The sequence below is a fragment of the Aulosira sp. FACHB-615 genome (assembly GCF_014698045.1).
Taxonomy (GTDB): Bacteria; Cyanobacteriota; Cyanobacteriia; order Cyanobacteriales; family Nostocaceae; genus Nostoc_B.
In genome coordinates, this window is the sequence record NZ_JACJSE010000024.1 from 16,243 (window position 1) to 34,294 (window position 18,052).

Below are 18,052 nucleotides of genomic sequence, written 5' to 3' on the forward strand. Positions count from 1 at the left end.
TTTCCTTGACTAATTCTAGAACTGCGATCGCCTGTTAACGCTGAGTAACTTCGTTGAGAGCTTCTTGAAGCAACCCATTGTGCCGCAACAGCGAAACTGTACTTGGTTCCCTTCCCCGGAAGGCTTTGAAGATTTCCATTGGATGCTGACTACCGCCAAGTGCCAACACAGTATTACGGTAGCGTCTACCAGTGGCTTGAACGGCGGTTTCATCGTCTAAACCAGCTTCTTCAAAAGCGGCGAAAGCATCTGCACTCAGGACTTCAGCCCACTTATAGCTGTAGTAACCGGCGGCATAACCACCTTCAAAGATATGCCCAAAGGCACACAAGAAAGAATCTTCAGCTAGGGGTGGTAAAACTGTGGTAGTTTTGGCTATGCGCTGGCGCACTTGGGCGGGAGTTTCATCACCACCAGGAAGATAGCGATCGTGTAATTCTATATCCACAGTGCTGAAGTGAATTTGCCGCAGTGTCGCACTCCCACTCATATAGTTACGTGCGGCTAACAATTTTTGGTAATAATGCTCTGGTAATGGTTCACCAGTTTCATAATGCTTCGCCATACCAAACAAAGTCGGGCGTTCATAACACCAGTTTTCCATGAATTGGCTTGGTAGTTCCACAGCATCCCACTCGACATTATTCACCCCGGCGGCGCTGCTGTAATCAACTTTGGTCAGCATGTGATGTAAGCCATGACCAAATTCGTGGAATAATGTCTCTACTTCATAAAAGGTCATTAAACTCGGCTTACCATCAACTGGCGGAGTTTGGTTACACACTAAATAAGCTACAGGCAAGCGCACAGATGTAGCTCCATTATCGTTAATCTTGCCTCGGTTAATGCAGACATCCATCCAAGCACCACCGCGTTTTTCGGCGGGACGGCTGTAAGGATCTAAGTAAAAGTAGGCGACGGGTTTACCTGTTTCGTCAGCAATTTGGAAATATCTCACATCTTGATGCCAAACGGGTGCTTGTCCATCAGCAGGGGTGACGGTAACACCAAACAGCCGCTTCACCAGTCCAAACAAACCGTCTAAAACTTGCGGTAAGGGGAAATAAGGACGTAATTCTTCCGTGGTAAAGGAGAATTTTGCTTCCCGTTGACGTTCTGCCCAAAAGCTAATATCCCAGTGTTGTAAATCTGCGGCTTCTGGTGCGCCTTTGGTGGCGGCAAAAGCTTTGAGTTCGGCTAACTCTTTAACAGCAGCATCATAGCTGGCACTCCGCAGTTCTTCTAACAGTGCTTCGACTGCTGCCACATTGGGAGCCATTTTACTAGCAAGGCTTAACTCAGCAAAATTTTTGTAGCCTAATAAATTGGCTAGTTCTTGGCGTAACTCTAAAATCCGCACAATTAAAGGGTTATTATCTAACTCGCCCGAAGCCGCGCGGGTGATATATGCTTTATACAATTTTTCCCGTAAGTCTCGGCGGGTGCTGTGCTGCATGAACGGGCTGTAGCTGGGGAAATCTAAAGTAATGCGCCAAGGGCCATTTTCGGGGGTGGCGTTTTCTTCGCCAGCCGCACGAGCAGCTTGGGCAGCTAAACTGAGGGAACTTTGGGGTAAACCCTCAACTTCGGCTTTGGTTGTCAGGTTTAAGCTAAAACCTTTGGTGGCATCTAATACATGGTTAGAGAATTTCGTGGATAATTCTGCTAACTCCATTTGAATGGCATTAAACCGATCTCTGGCTTCGCCTGACAAGCCCACACCAGACAATTCCGCATCTCTGATGGCAGTTTCGATAATACGTTGCTGGGCTGCTTCTAAGGTTGCCCAGGTATCACTCGCCCGGAGTTGTTTAAAGGCGTTGTATATAACTTGACTTTGACCAAGTTTATTGCTGAACTGTACCACTTGGGGTTGGACAGTTTCATAAGCTTCACGCAGCTGGGGACTATTCTTGACTCCCATTAAATGACTGACTATACCCCAACTCCAAGTCAGCCGTTCGGTGAGTTTTTCTAAGGGTTCAACCAAACCACTCCAAGTCGGCTGGGCGTTAGCTTCTAAGGTAGCCAGTTCCTCATCCAGTTCTTTTAATAACTGCTGGAAGGCTGGAATTACTTGTTCTGCTTGAATCTCAGTAAATGGCGGTAAGCCAGTTCCTTTTAACAAGGGATTTTGGGGAATAGTGGCTGCACTCATAGCGTTGTATCAATGCTGATAAATATCTCAATATACTTCTAATGTAGCGATCGCTGCGATTTTTAGCGTTGCCAGAATGCCGCAATAACCGAATTAGGGGGTAGGGAATAGGGAGTGGGGAGTGGGGAGTTGGGAGTTGGGTATTTATGAAAACAAGCAATCAAAGTTGGGACGTGTCTGGAGCGTAGGGGCTTCACCATTAGCGGTGTACATATCTATTCCCAAGATAGAAGAAAAACCTTTCATCCTAAGCTATACCAATAGTCAGTACTCATCCCCACTCCCCTAATTATGCGTGCAATGGTTTTAGATGCACCACATCAACCCCTACGTTTAGCTGAGTTACCAATACCTCAACCCAATGCGGAACAAGTTTTGATTCGGGTTCATGCTTGTGCAGTTTGTCGCACAGATTTACATATAGTTGATGGAGAATTGACTCATCCTAAATTACCTTTAATACCTGGACATCAAATTGTCGGTACTATCGAGGCAATGGGGGCAAAGGTTGATAAATTTTATGTCGGTCAACGGGTGGGAGTGCCTTGGTTGGGTCATACTTGCGATCGCTGTCGTTATTGTCGTTCAGGACGAGAAAATCTTTGCGATTTTGCTGAATTTACTGGCTATAACCTAGATGGAGGCTATGCAGAATATACTGTAGCTGATCACCGCTTTTGCTTTGCCTTAGATTCTAGCTTTCGTGATTTACAAGCTGCACCTTTATTATGTGGTGGCTTAATTGGTTATCGCGCTTACAGTATGACAGGCGATGCCAAAAAAATTGGTTTTTATGGGTTTGGTTCATCTGCCCATATATTAATTCAATTAGCTCGCTATCAAGGTCGGCAAATTTTCGCTTTTACTCGTTCTGGAGATATCACCGGACAGGAATTTGCTCTTCAACTCGGTGCAAATTGGGCGGGTGACTCTGATACATTACCACCAGAACCTTTAGATGCAGCGATAATTTTTGCGCCTGTTGGTAAATTAGTTCCAGCAGCTTTACGCGCAGTCGCCAAAGGTGGAATTGTAGTTTGTGCTGGTATTCACATGAGCGATATTCCCTCTTTTCCTTACGAAATTCTTTGGGAAGAAAGAATGTTGCGTTCTGTGGCTAATTTAACTCGCAAAGATGGTGAAGAATTTCTCGCTTTAGCCCCCAAAGTTCCGATTCAAACAGAGGTGAATGCTTTTCCTCTCACCCAAGCAAATCAAGCTTTAAACACCCTTCGCAATGGCGAAATTACAGGTTCAGCAGTTTTAGTAATTGATTATTAAGTAGGTCGTTGAAATTAAGATAACTGGTGAGGGCTGTAATTTATCATTTGTCATTTGTTATATTTCCCCCTTGCCCCGTTTCCTCTTCCTACTCCCTACTCCCCATTCCCCATTCCCCACTCCCTACCAAATAAAAAGGCTCAAGCTTTTGGCTTAAGCCTTGACCTCACTCATATCTAAATATTTCATCTTCTACCAAACATCACTCATACCTTTTTTATAAGGTTCCCCCGTAAAAGGTTGTACCCCAGTATTAGGATATTGATCATCTGTAGGGCCAAAAATTCGCATTGCAGCTTCAGAGATATACTCGGTAATCCTAGCAATGATTTGGGAAATAGCCATACTCTTAGACTCCTTATTTTTGAGTCAGTTAGATAGTTATCTTTCTACTTTAATTCGATATTTTCTTATCGCTCAGACTCTCAATATATTGAGAATTTATGCAATAGTTTTTCAGATTGCTTTGCAATACTTTAGGTTGCCAAAAAAGTTTAAAGTTTCTCTGCAATTCCAATTATAACAAAACTCCCAATTAAGCTCTTTTGTATGAGAAATATGAGTGTTTTATAAAAGTTAGTTTACGAAGAATAAACTATTAAAAAAGATTAAATATTTGTATAAAATATAATTATTTTGTGGTGAGTATGTTGATTTAATGAAGTCAATAGCCTCTTTGTCACGGAGGAGTTGACATTATTTATGGTAAAATCTACCATAATAAAAAGCAGCATTCTTGTAAGGACGCTCTTACATGGCAACTATCCCAGACTTGGGCAGCTACCAGCACCAAGACTTGACAATCTCTGCGGCTGATTACAGCTTGTTCACCGACCTTTATCAGCTAACAATGGCGGCTTGTTATGTTGGCGAAGGATTAGAACAAAAACAAGCTAGTTTTGAGTTATTTGTGAGGCGATCGCCAGAAAATTTTGGCTATCTCATTGCAATGGGTTTAGAGCAAGTTCTGGCATATTTAGAAAAGTTAAGTTTTAATCATTCTCAAATTGCCGCACTCCAGGCTACGGGAATTTTCGCCCACGCCAGCGAGAGCTTTTGGTCGTTATTGGCTAAAGCGAAATTTACTGGTGATGTTTGGGCAGTTCCCGAAGGCACAGCCGTATTTGCTAACGAGCCATTTTTGCGAATTGAAGCGCCACTGTGGCAAGCCCAACTAATAGAAACTTACCTCTTAAATACCATCAATTATCAAACTTTGATTGCCACCAGAGCCGCCCGTCTGCGTGATGTGGCCGGGGAACAAGCCAAACTTTTAGAGTTCGGCACAAGGCGGGCATTCAGTCCCCAAGGAGCGTTGTGGGCAGCGCGGGCAGCCTTAGCGGGAGGATTAGATGCTACCTCGAATGTGTTAGCAGCATTACAACTAGGTCAGCAGCCAAGTGGTACGATGGCTCACGCCTTGGTCATGGCGTTGTCAGCGATGGAAGGCAGTGAAGCAGAAGCTTTTACGGCATTTCATCGCTATTTTCCCGGTGCGCCCTTGTTAATTGATACTTACGACACCATCGCGGCGGCGGAAAATTTGGCAGCAAAAGTCAATGCTGGGGAAATGGAATTATCAGGAGTCAGACTGGATTCTGGGGATTTGGTAAGCTTGTCAAAACAAGTGCGATCGCTACTACCAAATGTGCCAATTGTTGCCAGTGGTGATTTAGATGAATGGGAAATCACCAGACTCAAAGCGGCTGGGGCAGTCATTGATGGTTATGGTTTGGGAACACGACTGGTAACAGGTACGCCTGTCAACGGGGTTTATAAACTCGTGGAAATTGATGGCGTTCCCGTCATGAAGCAGTCCAGTGGTAAGGGGACTTATCCCGGACGCAAGCAGATTTTTCGGTCATTTGTTGGCGGTAAGGTAAAAGCTGATAGGTTGGGGTTAATCACAGAAACACCGCAATCAGAAACACCTTTATTGCAATTATTCATGAAGCAAGGCGAACGAGTGCAACTGCCAGAAACTTTAGCAGACATTCGCCAACGGACTGCGATAACAGTCGCTAGTTTGCCAGAACAAACAAGGCAGATATCAAACCCTGTGGCTTTGCCGGTGGATATTTCTGAAGAGTTGCAGGAATTGACTGAGAAGACTAAGGAACGAACCGCCAAGACGCAGAGGACACAGAGGTAAATGATGAGAATAGCTTTATTTGGTACAAGTGCTGATCCGCCAACGGCTGGGCATCAAGAGATTTTAAGGTGGTTGTCAGAACGTTATGATTGGGTGGCAGTTTGGGCGGCGGATAATCCCTTTAAGTCCCATCAAACACAATTAGAACATCGGGCGGCGATGCTGCGGTTATTAATTGCCGACATGGATGCGTCAAGGCATAACGTAGCAGTGACGCAAGATTTAAGTAGTTGGCGCACCCTAGAAACAGTGGAAAAAGCCAAACAGCACTGGGGTGAAGAAGCAGAATACACCTTAGTTATTGGTTCAGATTTGATCAACCAACTACCACGCTGGTATAGAATTGAAGATTTATTACAGCAAGTGCAACTAATGGTTGTGCCACGACCAGGATATGCAATAGAAGAATCTAGCTTAGAGGCAATCCAAAAGCTGGGAGGAAAAATTGCGATCGCTACCCTCACAGGTTTAAATGTATCCTCAACAGCTTATCGTGAGCATGGAGATACTCAAGCCCTGATAGCTCCCATTGTTGCCTATATTCATCAACAGCATTTGTACAAATGCCAGGACGCAACCACAAAAAGATTCCAACTCCGCTAAATCAACAACCTTTGGCTGATTTTAAGGTAGGTGTGGATAATGTAATTTTTTCTGTAGACACTGTTCAAAATCGACTTTTGGTTCTCTTGGTCATGCGACAGCAAGAACCATTTTTAAATTCTTGGAGTCTTCCTGGGACGTTAGTACGTCAAGGCGAATCTTTAGAAGATGCGGCCTATCGCATCATGGCAGAAAAAATCCGAGTCAACAATCTTTATTTAGAACAGTTGTATACCTTTGGCGGGCCAAACCGCGACCCCAGAGAAGCAACCGATAGTTATGGTGTGCGTTATTTATCAGTAAGTTATTTTGCCCTTGTCAGGTTTGAAGAAGCCGAATTAATTGCTGATAAAGTCGCGGGAATTGCTTGGTATCCCGTCAAACAAGTGCCACAATTAGCCTTTGACCATAATCAACTGCTAACTTATGGTCACAGACGACTGCGAAATAAATTAGAGTACAGCCCAGTCGCCTTTGAAGTGTTACCAGAAATGTTTACTTTAAACGATTTGTATCAGCTATATACAACAGTTTTAGGGGAAAACTTTTCTGATTACTCTAATTTTCGGGCGCGACTACTCAAGTTAGGTTTTTTGTGCGATACCGGAGTAAAGGTATCACGCGGTGCAGGTCGACCAGCTAGTTTATATAAATTCGACGCTGAGGCTTTTGCACCTTTTAAAGATAAACCTTTGGTGTTTATTTAAATAGTCATTGGTCATTAGTCATTTGTAAAAAACTATCTACAAATGACTAATGACATAGACGCTTTTGCGACTTCCCGCAGGGTAGAACAAAGGACAAATATGAAAATTGCGATCGCTCAACTTAATCCAACCATTGGTGATATACCAGGAAACGCCCAAAAGATTCTAGCAGCCGCCCAACAGGCAGTAAAATCAGGCGCACGTTTATTATTAACTCCAGAACTTTCTTTGTGTGGCTATCCACCCAGAGATTTATTATTAAATCCTAGTTTTGTCTCGGCTATGAGTACGGCATTACAACAATTAGCCAGAGATTTACCCCCAGAATTAGCTGTGTTAGTCGGTACTGTTGAACCAAATACCAAATCCCATATCACTGGCGGTAAAAGTTTATTTAATAGTATTGCTTTATTAGAATCAGGCAAAGTCAAGCAAATTTTTTATAAGCGGCTGTTGCCTACTTATGATGTATTTGATGAAGACCGTTATTTTGAACCAGGTTTACAACCGAATCATTTCACTTTAGATGATATTCATATTGGGGTAACTATTTGCGAAGATTTATGGAATGATGAAGAATTTTGGGGCAAACGTAGTTATGCTGTCAATCCCATTGCAGACTTAGCAATTTTGGGTGTAGATTTAATTGTTAACTTATCTGCTTCACCTTACAGCGTCGGCAAACCGCAGTTTCGAGAATCGATGTTGAAACATAGTGCGGTGCGTTTTCAACAGCCAATGATTTATGTCAATCAAGTCGGTAGTAATGATGATTTAATATTCGATGGTTATAGTTTTGCGTTAAATGGTCAAGGCGAAATTATGTGTCGCGCCCGTGGTTTTGCCACTGATTTAGTAAATGTAGAATTTAACAAAAAAACACGAGATTTAGAGTTAAGTTCTTTAACACCTGAGTGCGAATCAGAAGAAGAGGAAGTCTGGCAAGCTTTGGTTTTGGGTGTGCAAGACTATGCCTTGAAATGTCGCTTTTCTAAAGTAGTATTAGGTTTAAGTGGTGGCGTAGATTCTGCATTAGTCGCTGCGATCGCAACAGCAGCATTAGGTAAAGAAAATGTCTTCGGTGTCCTGATGCCATCACCTTACAGTTCCGAACATTCTGTTAGTGATGCTTTGGCACTAGGTAAAAATTTAGGCATTGAAACAAAAATTTTACCGATAGGCGAATTAATGCAAGGTTTTGATCATAGCCTTGCTGACTTGTTTGCTGGCACAGAATTTGGCATAGCTGAGGAAAATATTCAATCACGGATTCGCGGTAACTTATTAATGGCGATCGCTAACAAATTTGGCTATCTCTTATTATCCACTGGCAACAAATCAGAAATGGCCGTCGGCTACTGTACCCTCTACGGCGACATGAACGGCGGTTTAGCTGTAATTGCTGATGTGCCAAAAACCCGCGTTTATAAAATTTGCCACTGGTTAAACTCCCATCCCTCAGCACTCAAAACTCACACTTCGACTTCGCTCAGTGAACAGCACTCAGCACTCCCAACTGAAATTATTCCCCAAAATATCCTCACCAAAGCCCCCAGTGCGGAACTCAAACCCGGCCAAGTTGACCAAGATTCCCTCCCAGCTTATGAAGTTTTAGACGACATCTTGCAACGCTTCATTCATGACCATCAATCAGCCGCCCAAATAGTTGAAGCAGGTCACGACCCCATAATTGTAGACCGAGTAATTCAAATGGTTGCCCGTGCCGAATTTAAGCGCCGCCAAGCACCCCCAGGGTTGAAAATTACTGACCGCGCCTTTGGTACAGGCTGGCGAATGCCCATCGCTAGTAGCTGGGTAGCAATCAAAAATGCTTATCAAGCCATACCTGTCTCTACACCTAGTTAACCTGCGTGTTACATCAGTCAAAAATGTGCAACTACATCCCGCCTAGAACTAAAGTTCCAGGCTTATAGCCAAAGTCCACTTAAGTGGACTGGAATACATTTCTCGTTGAGTCATCTTGAGATGACTTACGCTATGAGACTCGGAATTCATTCTGAGGCGGGATAGTTAATTATGACAGCACTGTAGCGCCTACCTAACACAAGCTGGGCATTGCTATGATTTTTGCAGCATATTCCCAGATTTTACAGAGGCAATGCCCAGCCTACAAATTAGATTTTATCAAAAATACCGAATTACTTTTGCGTAAATTACTGAAGTTGCCTTGAATAGTAAAGTAATACTAAAATTCACGGCTGAAATTTTGAGCCGCGAGTATAGTTTCCAACAACATTCCCAATTATGGAAATGATGTTTATACCTAGTTAGAACTAAACGAAGATAGGTGCAATATGAAACTACAAGATTTCTTAGGTAAAGAAGAAAAGTGGGGATTTGAGGCTGTTGCTAAAGATGAGGATTTGACTCGCCAGATTCAGATACTATTAATAGGCTTAGATTTATTAGAACCACCTGCGGATGCGAAATTCGGCCCTGTAACTGCTGCTGCTATCAAAAAATTTCAAGAGTTAAAGAAAATTGATGAGCCAGATTATATAGGTGCGGTTACTGCTAAGGAATTGATTGAAACCAAACGCGACGAATTACCCAAACCTGAATTAAAACTAGGTAACGACATTGCCAGCAGAATTGTGAAGTATATGCTGGCACAAAATTATCAAGTCTTTACTGCCCCTAAAGAATACAATATTGTTTATGTTGAAGGTATAGATGGTGACTGGAATCTCAACAGTGACACACCCAATGCTTTTAACGATCGCCGCATTGTCATCGAAGTCGTCAATGGTACTCCCAAAATCGTCGATCACTGGCAAGCTACGACCGAACCCGGCAGACATTACACCGTGAATCCTATGAATTCTGCTGGTGCAGCCAGAATAAAGTTTGGACAATACAAAGCTTGGGCTGTAGGTTTGCATGGGAATGCAGAACGCCACGAAGCTTTAGTACAAGTTGCACCATTGACTGTTCACCGTGATTTTAACAAGGATTTTAAGCGCACAGGTGATAAAACAGACACAGGTCTTTTCTACATCAATCAACACTGGGGCTATGATGCGCCTAGTAATGATATTAGAAATGCCAGTGCTGGTTGTCTTGTAGGGCGGATGCGTCAAGGACATAGAGAGTTTATGTCAATTATTAAACAAGACCGTCGCTATGTTGCTAATAATGATTATGTATTCTATACAACAGTAATTCCTGGCGATGATTTATTGAAGAAGTTTCCTGGGTAAAATCTAAACTCTAGATACTTCCTTCAATATGGGTGTGTCTGATTTGCACAAGGCACACCCATCAACACTCAACACTCACACTTCGACTACTTCGGCTGCGCTCAGTACAAGTTCGCTCAGTGTACAGCACTCAGCACTCCACGAATGATAGTCTATGTGATGAACTGAATGTTAAGAAAGTTATCCATGACTGCTGCTGTTCTGTTAGAAAATGTCTTCAAGTTTTACAAAAATATCCCTGTAGTTAATGATTTATCATTTGCGATCGCACCTGGAGAAATTTTTGCCCTGCTAGGCCCGAACGGTGCAGGGAAATCAACCACAATTCGGATGTTGACTACATTAACCCAACCGTCCCAAGGACATATAGAAGTGGCTGGTTATGATGTTGTCAAACAACCAATACAAGCAAAACAGAGCATTGGTGTTGTTTTGCAGCAAACTAGTATAGATGGTGATTTAACTGTTTGGGAAAATATGGAATTGCATGGGCGGCTACATCGTATAGCCAACCCACAAAGACAACGACTAATTAATCAGTGGCTAGAGTATGTGGAACTAGCAGACAGAAGAGATGATTTAGTCAAAACTTTGTCTGGAGGAATGAAACGACGATTACAAATAGCCAGGGCGTTACTTCACCAACCACAAATTTTATTTTTGGATGAACCAACTGTCGGACTAGACCCCCAAACTCGTCGGCGACTTTGGGAAATTATTCGAGATTTAAACAAGCAAGGAATGACAATGTTACTGACGACTCATTACATGGATGAAGTCGAGTACTTGTGTGGAGCTTTTGAAGCAACCGGGCCGGGACGCATCGGGATTATGGATAGTGGCAAACTTATATCTTTAGGAACGCTCCAACAGTTGCGTTCTGCTCACGGTGAAGGTTTGGTCATGAAACAATTGGGAATCACCGAGGCGGGTAATGATAGCGCCCGACGCTGGGAATATTTATTTTTCCCTTCTTTAGAAGCAGCAAACAATTATCTGAATCAACAATCAGATAAAACCGGAATGATGGTGCGTCCCTCTAATTTAGAAGATATTTTTGTGGAATTAACCGGGAGACAGTTAGATTAACCTCAACCGCCCAACTCCCGCAACATTGCTTCTACTCTGTCAACGCCATCGGGGTTATTTTGGCGTTGGTATAAACTTTTAGCTTTTTGTAGTAAGCTATTTGCTTGTTTTGTCTGGCGACGTTGTTTAAACATCGCCGCCATAAACTCATATATCTGAGGATTGTTGCGATCTATACCAATAGCTTGTTCATAAGCCCAATTAGCGGCTTCATAATCTCCTAAACGAGCTTGGGTAACGCCCAATCCCAGATAAGCATTCAAATTGTTACGGTTTAGCTGAATGGCGCGACGGTAAGCATCTCTCGAACCTTTGGTATCACCCAAGTTACCTTTGATGTAACCTACAGCATAAAAGAAATCACTATTATCAGGGTCAAGACCCAATGCCCGACGATAAGCAACTAAAGCAGCTTGATAATTGCCTTGTTGGGCATACAAATAACCCATGCCAGAGTATACTTTAGCATTCTTGGGGTCTAGGGCTGCGGCTCTTTGATATGTGGCGATCGCTCCGTTATAGTCACCCGCATCAACTTGTCGGCGACCTTCTTCAAACAATTCCTTTAATTCTGGGTTTTTTGCTTGGGCGACTAAGACCTGCGCCTGAACCTTCACAGGAATCGTAACCACACTACATCCTAATAACAAAGCACTAACTATAAGTGATATGCGTTTGTACACAGTAAATTTCCTGAACTTCTAGCAACTTTTTTCTTGTACATTAAAACAAAAATATGGATTTTTGAAAACTGTATTTATTCTGTTTTACGAAATATTAATATTTTATAAACTCCCAAGCTGCAAACGACACCACTTTATTCGAGTTTCTACTGAACCATCTCATCAATAGCAGATTGACAAACATCTCTCCCTTTTCTACCTTGTCCTCCTTGTCTCCCTAATCTCTCTTGTTTACATATCCAACAAGAATACTATACAAGTATGAAATATTCAGTATACTCCCTATCTGAAGCTGAAAATCAGCAATAACAGACTTCTGTCTTGATTTTGCTAACGATTTTATTATCGTTGGCTAATATTACTACAACGATGCTAATTTTAAAGCCTAAAATATTTAATTTCTGTATCAATTTTTATCTTGCTTTGCAACACTAAGTTTAATTTTGCGTTAGCAGTGACCCCAATAATAACAATCTCAGACGTACAATATTCCTTGACCTGTTACCTGTGAGATGATTTTATGATTTTAACTACAACCGATGTAATTCAAGGTGCTGTAATTGATTCATATTTAGGTATTGTAACTGCGGAAGTTGTTTACGGTAGCAATTTTTTACGAGATTTTTTTGCCAGCATTCGAGATGTGATTGGTGGTCGCACCGGTAGCTACGAACGTTTATTTGAAGAAGGTCAAAGAAAAGCACTCTTAGAATTAGAACAACGCGCACAGCGATTAGGTGCAAACGCCGTTGTTGGGATTGAAATCGATACCGGAACAATCAATGTTGACCAGTCTGGAGTTTTGATGTTGATTACCGCCACAGGTACAGCCGTCAGAATGCGTTAGTCACTGACAAGATTTTTCATCATCTGTTGATAATCGCTAATAGGTAATGTTAGTGCCAAATTACTTATTAGCGAATAAATCTAAAAATTTTTATGGTCATAATAACAGGACTTACGCACAGGCTACGGAAAATCGTAGACGCACAAGCGGCTTCCCGCAGGGTACCACAAAGGCACAGAGTTCACAGAGAAATGAGAGTTTGAGAGGTGTTTTGCGTAAGTCCTAAATAATTAAAAAGATAATCAATTATGACTTCTAAATTTCCTCTCTTGAAGTTTTACATCTTTTTAAATTTATTCTTACCCTAGATAGATAAAACAAGTCTTTCTGTTGATAGATATGAAAAAGTGAAAAGAGCAATTTAATTTTAAACGTAAGCATGAATATAGCGAAAAAAATTTACTAAAAAATAGTCAAGGAGCTAATAAACTATGTCATACGTAAATCGCACAGGTGACGAGATTGTAACTGATCCGGCGGTAGTTAGTAGAGTAGCCGATTATCATGACCGTGTGCGCTGGGGGCCGATAATTTCCGGGGTGTTAATTGCTTTAGCTACACAGTTAATTTTAAGTGCATTTTTTGCCGCGATCGGTGCAGGTAGAGTGGCTGATTCTGGCGCACCTCGAACAATAGCTCCTGATGTGGCTGGTAATGTCGGAATTTGGTCAACTGTGGCTTTATTACTGTCACTATTTGCTGGGGGATGGATAACTAGTCGTGCTTGTGGCCCGATGAGCCGGAATACAGCTTTGCTCAATGGTGCAATTCTTTGGGCTACTACTTTGTCGTTGAGTTCTTGGCTATTAGCTAGTGGGGTATCTGGTGCTTTTGGAATTGCTGCTTCTAATGCTGGTGACGTTATCAACCAAGTACAACAACCTGGTGGTTTAGCAGTACCTCAAAATGTACCGAACATAACTGCTCAACAAACTCGTGAAGCTGCTGCGGCTACTTCTAGAGCTTTATGGTGGTTTGTACTGGGTTCATTATTAAGTTTAGCGGCTTCATTAATAGGTGCTATTGCTGGCGTTCGTAGCCCTCGGACTAATACTTATCGTCCTTAGAAAAGATTTTATTTCACATATAAGTCCTGCATCATTTATGAACACAAAGATACCCGGCTTATTGAAGAAATCGGGTATCTAAAACTTTCAATTGACATCACAGTTTTTACTTTTTTGAAAGCAGGCAATATATGTAGGACTTACGCATAAAAACGAAAAATTAAGGGTTTTGGCAAGGGTGTAATTATTCAAAATCCTTACACCCCAAACCCTTTCACCCTTACACCCAATCTCCACAGATAATCTTTGTGCGTAAGTCCTGATATGAATACTTCTTTCAGGGCTTTAATAAAAGGCTCGTTGTACAAACCAAATTAATCCCAACCCCACAACACCAGCAGATAAGTAACGACGCACTATTAATTCCCCAGGATATTTTTTAATAGTACGGAAAATTACGAAGGCAATAGTGACAATCGCTATTTGACCGATTTCTACACCCACATTGAAACTAGCTAAGGATAAAGCCAAATTAGATTGACTCAGATGAATTTCTTTGAGAACCCCAGCAAAACCTAGCCCGTGAATTAATCCAAAAATGAAAGTGAGTAACCAACGCCAGCGTAAACTGGTGCGCCAGAAATTTTCCGCCGCTACATAAACAATAGTCAAGGCGATCGCACTTTCGACAAACCTGACTGGTAAAGTCACAATATCCAATACAGCCAAAGTCAAAGTCACAGAATGAGAAATAGTAAAAGCTGTAACTACTTTAGTTAAATAACCAAAACCACCACCCAGCATTAATAAACTAATTAAAAATAAAACATGGTCATAACCTGTCAAAATATGTTCAATTCCTAGCCAGACAAAGCTACTAATTTGTTGCCATACTGGAGGGTTAATTAAAGTAAATTCTCGTTGTTCGGGAGTGAAGACTAAATTACGAATTTGTCCCCCTTGCAGCACGGTGGCGAGACATCGAGAAGTGGCGACATTGGGGAGAAATAAATTGTAGTTAATTACTAGTCCGGTGACTGGTTGCGCCCAAGTATAAGTTAGCTCTAATGTGCTGTGAGTCTTACTGTTACTCGCCATATTCCCAGGTAAGTTATTTGTTGCAGCCACCGCTAGTTTTCCAGGTTCTCCTTGTGGATCCATCAGACGGATGCGATCGCCAAAAAATTTTTCTAATTCTGGTTGATGGGTGGTAACTTCATCAATGGAGAGTTGTCCATCACGGTTATCATCAACCCCAGGTACTAAAGCTGTAGGAAAGGTCAAAATCATTGCTGTTTTTGTCTGTTCTACCGTCACCTCCGCCACCGCCAAATCAGCCCAATGTGCTTGACTAGGACTAGCCCAACCAATTACTACTAAAAATGCTCCAATCAAACAGATGAAAGCCACTCGGTATCTGCGCCACATAGTTATCATCACCCCTAAATTCCCAAATTTTCCAAACCAAGTCCTGATATCAGCCGCGCCTCGGCGTTAAAAGTTGGATCGACACTTTGGGCTAACTGCTGGTAATTCAAAGCCTGCTGTTGATTTCCCAAGGCTTTGGCAATTATCCCCGCCCGGTAAAACATAGCCGCATCTCGCGTACCTAATTGCAAGGCGGCTTGTATTTGCTGTTGTGCTTCCCGGAAACGTCCAACGCGAAACAAAGCCCAAGCCAAGGTATCTAGTGTTTGAGCATCACGGCGAATCTTAATTTCCGCTTGCATTAGCGATAAAGCCTCAGCCGTATCTTCAGGGCGATTCTTTTCTAATAACAATCTGGCTAACTCTCGTCGATGTCCAAAGGAACCGTTAGTGTGTCCGGCGTTTTCTTCTCGGAGTAAGCTTTCTGCTTGAGTTAACAGTGTTTGTGCTGCTGCGGCTTTACCTTGTAATTGCAGAACTTTCGCCCTACCTCTCAACACAGCATGGTCAAAAATGGTGGATGATGTTTGCGAATTAGGTAAAACTTGGGCATACAAACTTTCCGCCTGCTGATAATTGCCTTGGCGCGTTGCTGTTTCTGCTAGATGCAGCAATGCTAAAGGATACCTCGGTATAATGCGTAAAGCTTCTTTGTAGAGACTTGCGGCTAAATCTCGCTGTCCGCGTTTGTCATAAAATTGACCGAAGACAACCCTTGTCCAAGCGGAAGTACCGAGTTCTCCCGGTTCTTCAGTTGCTAAAGCATTTTTAAAAGTGGCGATCGCAGCTTGGTCTTGCCCTTGGGCAACTAATACCAAAGCTTGTAAAGTTAAGTTCCCTTGAGTGGGAATTTTGTTCACTAGGGCATCGGCGGCAGTTCTAGCGGCGGTTAAATTGCCTGTTGCCAGATTTGATGTTACTAAGATAGCTAAAGCATGATCGTTAGTGGGTTGAGATTGTAAGACTTGCTGAGATAGGCGAATCGCTGCGGCAAAGTCATGTCTAGCTTGGGCAACACGAGCCAGAACCAGAATTGCACCTTGATTATGGAATGGTAAATGAGACAGAGAGCGATTAGCTGCCTGTTCTGCTAATAAATACCAGTTACTTTCGCCCGTAGCTTTGGCCATTTTTAAGTAGGCTTGCGCTAATGCAGTTAAATTCAAACCGCTATCAGGGCTTTGTCGTACTTTAGTTTGGTAAAAGGCGATTTCTTGTTGTAATATGGCTCGGCTATTTTCAGTCCCAGGTAAGGAGAGAGAAAAGTTATAGCGGTAGGGCGAATTTGGTTGCGAGTTGAGATGAAGAGGAATGATGAACAATATAGGGGCGGTAATCAATACCCAAAGGATTTTTCCGGGGAATTTGTAGTGGAAAAGCTGTATTTGCATTTTTTTACGCAGACATACGCTAAGAACAGAAGAGGACAAGGGACAGGGAGCAGGGAGAGATATTTCCCCTCTGCCCTCCGCACCCTTGCCTTAATTTGGTAACGCTAGGTAAGGAAATTGCGAGACTAAAGGTTGATGTCCTTGGGATGGGTTGCCGGGAGTCCCTGCATAGGATACGTTATCGCTAGTCACAGCACCGTTAGTCAGAACGCTAAGTGTAGTATCAATGACATCATCTGTTAGCTTACGTCCAGCCACAGGACTGCCTTTAGCATTGAGAGCATTAGCATAACCACTGGGGACATTAGTATCTATTCGCATCACATCGGGAAGAAAAGCTGCGAGTAGTGCATCAGCACGTTGGTCACTATTACCCAAGGCTTTGAGTGTCTTCCTGGCTTCTGCTCCCACGGGTGCTGCGGCTTGGCTTAAATCGGCTCTTGGGGGAATGCTATTAAAGGCGTTGAGAAAATCGTTAGTGACTACTAAACCTTCGTTAATTCCAGGTCTTCCTAGACGCTCAACTTGTTGGAATTTACCATAAGCATAGTTTCTAAATGAGATGGTTTGCCAGACATCAAATACTGTGGCGTTGGTATTTCCGGCGATTAGAGAACGGGGTATTCTGACAACAATGGAGTTCACGTTATAGCCTTTGGCAAAGTCAAGGGCTTGGTCAGCAGGACGAAAACTCACAGCTGGGCCAATACCTAAAGCACCTGCACGCACTCGGAAGAACTGTTCAACATCAAAGAAAAAGGGGTCTTCACGCAGTCCGGCAAAAACAGTGACAGGTGTTTTACGCAAATATAAGTTGTTAATAGTAGGATTAGTGGGATTAACACTTAAAGGAGTCGTGATTCCGCGATCGCTACTTCTATAACGATCAGCAATTACAGTCAATTTAAATGGTTGTTCGCCTCTGCTATTGGGTTCATCAAATTGAAAGCGCAGAATCACATCTTCTCGACCCGTAGGGGTAGCATCTCGATCAGTAACCCGGCTAATTTTGAATTCGTATAGAGCATTTGTACTAAAATAATACTGTTGCCGAGCCAGCGATCGCGGATTTGTATTCATCACTAAAATCAAATCATCTTTACGCGCTGCTGGGTTCTGGTCTTGCTCACGGAAGACATATAAATCAGTCAAATTTAAATTGCGTCCTTTTGTATCGACTTCCCCATCATCGTGGTCAGAAGCGGTTACAGATTTTGGTGTTAAAGTTGTCCAACCTACTGTTATACCTAAAGCCAATAAACTGACACCTATAAGAACTTTGATATTAGCAAAACTAAAGTTTCGCCAATTTTTTTGATTGGTCGTTGTTGGACTTTTCATATTAGTAAATACTCCACGTTACTATGTATTCTGTTGATGTAGAATACTTGTTTTGTTGGTTTTCAAGATTAAATACGTCAAGAACAGCAACTTGGATCTATAAATTTAAAAAATAAATTTAACGTGAGTTAGATGACCTCTCCC

General features: G+C 42.4%; 15 protein-coding genes. 9 read left to right on the forward strand and 6 right to left on the reverse strand.

Translation table 11 applies throughout. The features are described from left to right. Positions 1 to 34: 34 nt before the first annotated feature. A complete protein-coding gene (locus H6G77_RS26480) occupies positions 35 to 2,158 on the reverse strand; it encodes a M3 family metallopeptidase (protein WP_190873140.1) in 2,124 nt (707 codons plus the stop codon). Between the two features lie 291 nt (positions 2,159 to 2,449). On the opposite strand from H6G77_RS26480, the gene H6G77_RS26485 reads away from it, so the two are divergent. Continuing rightward, positions 2,450 to 3,439, forward strand: a complete 990-nt coding sequence (locus tag H6G77_RS26485) for a zinc-dependent alcohol dehydrogenase family protein (RefSeq protein ID WP_190873141.1) — start codon at positions 2,450 to 2,452, stop codon at positions 3,437 to 3,439. A gap of 192 nt (positions 3,440 to 3,631) precedes the next feature. Here the strand turns inward: H6G77_RS26485 and H6G77_RS26490 are convergent, their stop codons facing one another. After that, entirely contained in the window at positions 3,632 to 3,784 is a 153-nt protein-coding gene (locus H6G77_RS26490; protein WP_190588123.1) for a hypothetical protein, read from the reverse strand. Positions 3,785 to 4,193: 409 nt separating this feature from the next. On the opposite strand from H6G77_RS26490, the gene H6G77_RS26495 reads away from it, so the two are divergent. The 6 genes from H6G77_RS26495 to H6G77_RS26520 all read left to right on the forward strand — a co-directional run bounded on the left by H6G77_RS26495 (position 4,194) and on the right by H6G77_RS26520 (position 11,211). Next, on the forward strand, positions 4,194 to 5,591 hold the full coding sequence (locus H6G77_RS26495; protein WP_190873142.1) for a nicotinate phosphoribosyltransferase: 1,398 nt from the start codon (positions 4,194 to 4,196) through the stop codon (positions 5,589 to 5,591). A gap of 3 nt (positions 5,592 to 5,594) precedes the next feature. Continuing rightward, entirely contained in the window at positions 5,595 to 6,194 is a 600-nt protein-coding gene (locus H6G77_RS26500; RefSeq protein ID WP_190588322.1) for a nicotinate-nucleotide adenylyltransferase, read from the forward strand. Then, complete coding sequence (locus tag H6G77_RS26505) at positions 6,155 to 6,901, forward strand: NrtR DNA-binding winged helix domain-containing protein (protein ID WP_190588125.1); 747 nt, start codon at positions 6,155 to 6,157, stop codon at positions 6,899 to 6,901. The genes H6G77_RS26500 and H6G77_RS26505 overlap by 40 nt, the downstream gene beginning before the upstream one ends. Positions 6,902 to 7,000: 99 nt before the next feature. Continuing rightward, complete coding sequence (locus H6G77_RS26510; protein WP_190873180.1) at positions 7,001 to 8,767, forward strand: NAD+ synthase; 1,767 nt, start codon at positions 7,001 to 7,003, stop codon at positions 8,765 to 8,767. 449 nt (positions 8,768 to 9,216) lie between these two features. Then, entirely contained in the window at positions 9,217 to 10,122 is a 906-nt protein-coding gene (locus H6G77_RS26515) for a peptidoglycan-binding protein (protein ID WP_190873143.1), read from the forward strand. Between the two features lie 186 nt (positions 10,123 to 10,308). Then, the gene (locus H6G77_RS26520; RefSeq protein WP_190588127.1) at positions 10,309 to 11,211 is read left to right on the forward strand and encodes an ABC transporter ATP-binding protein; all 903 of its coding nucleotides are present in this window, start codon (positions 10,309 to 10,311) and stop codon (positions 11,209 to 11,211) included. A gap of 2 nt (positions 11,212 to 11,213) precedes the next feature. On the opposite strand, the gene H6G77_RS26525 is transcribed toward H6G77_RS26520, so the two are convergent. Next, complete coding sequence (locus H6G77_RS26525; RefSeq protein WP_190588128.1) at positions 11,214 to 11,894, reverse strand: tetratricopeptide repeat protein; 681 nt, start codon at positions 11,892 to 11,894, stop codon at positions 11,214 to 11,216. A gap of 520 nt (positions 11,895 to 12,414) precedes the next feature. Here H6G77_RS26525 and H6G77_RS26530 point away from each other — a divergent pair. Then, complete coding sequence (locus tag H6G77_RS26530; protein WP_190588129.1) at positions 12,415 to 12,741, forward strand: YbjQ family protein; 327 nt, start codon at positions 12,415 to 12,417, stop codon at positions 12,739 to 12,741. 431 nt (positions 12,742 to 13,172) lie between these two features. Continuing rightward, on the forward strand, positions 13,173 to 13,808 hold the full coding sequence (locus tag H6G77_RS26535) for a hypothetical protein (RefSeq protein ID WP_190873144.1): 636 nt from the start codon (positions 13,173 to 13,175) through the stop codon (positions 13,806 to 13,808). 285 nt (positions 13,809 to 14,093) lie between these two features. Here H6G77_RS26535 and H6G77_RS26540 read toward each other — a convergent pair whose 3' ends face one another. From H6G77_RS26540 to H6G77_RS26550, 3 genes are all read right to left on the reverse strand, one after another. Continuing rightward, entirely contained in the window at positions 14,094 to 15,176 is a 1,083-nt protein-coding gene (locus tag H6G77_RS26540; RefSeq protein ID WP_190873145.1) for a HupE/UreJ family protein, read from the reverse strand. Between the two features lie 14 nt (positions 15,177 to 15,190). Beyond that, positions 15,191 to 16,567, reverse strand: a complete 1,377-nt coding sequence (locus H6G77_RS26545) for a tetratricopeptide repeat protein (protein ID WP_190873146.1) — start codon at positions 16,565 to 16,567, stop codon at positions 15,191 to 15,193. Positions 16,568 to 16,657: 90 nt separating this feature from the next. Next, positions 16,658 to 17,908, reverse strand: coding sequence for a DUF4331 domain-containing protein (locus tag H6G77_RS26550; protein ID WP_190873147.1), 1,251 nt, complete (start codon positions 17,906 to 17,908; stop codon positions 16,658 to 16,660). Between the last annotated feature and the right edge of the window lie 144 nt (positions 17,909 to 18,052).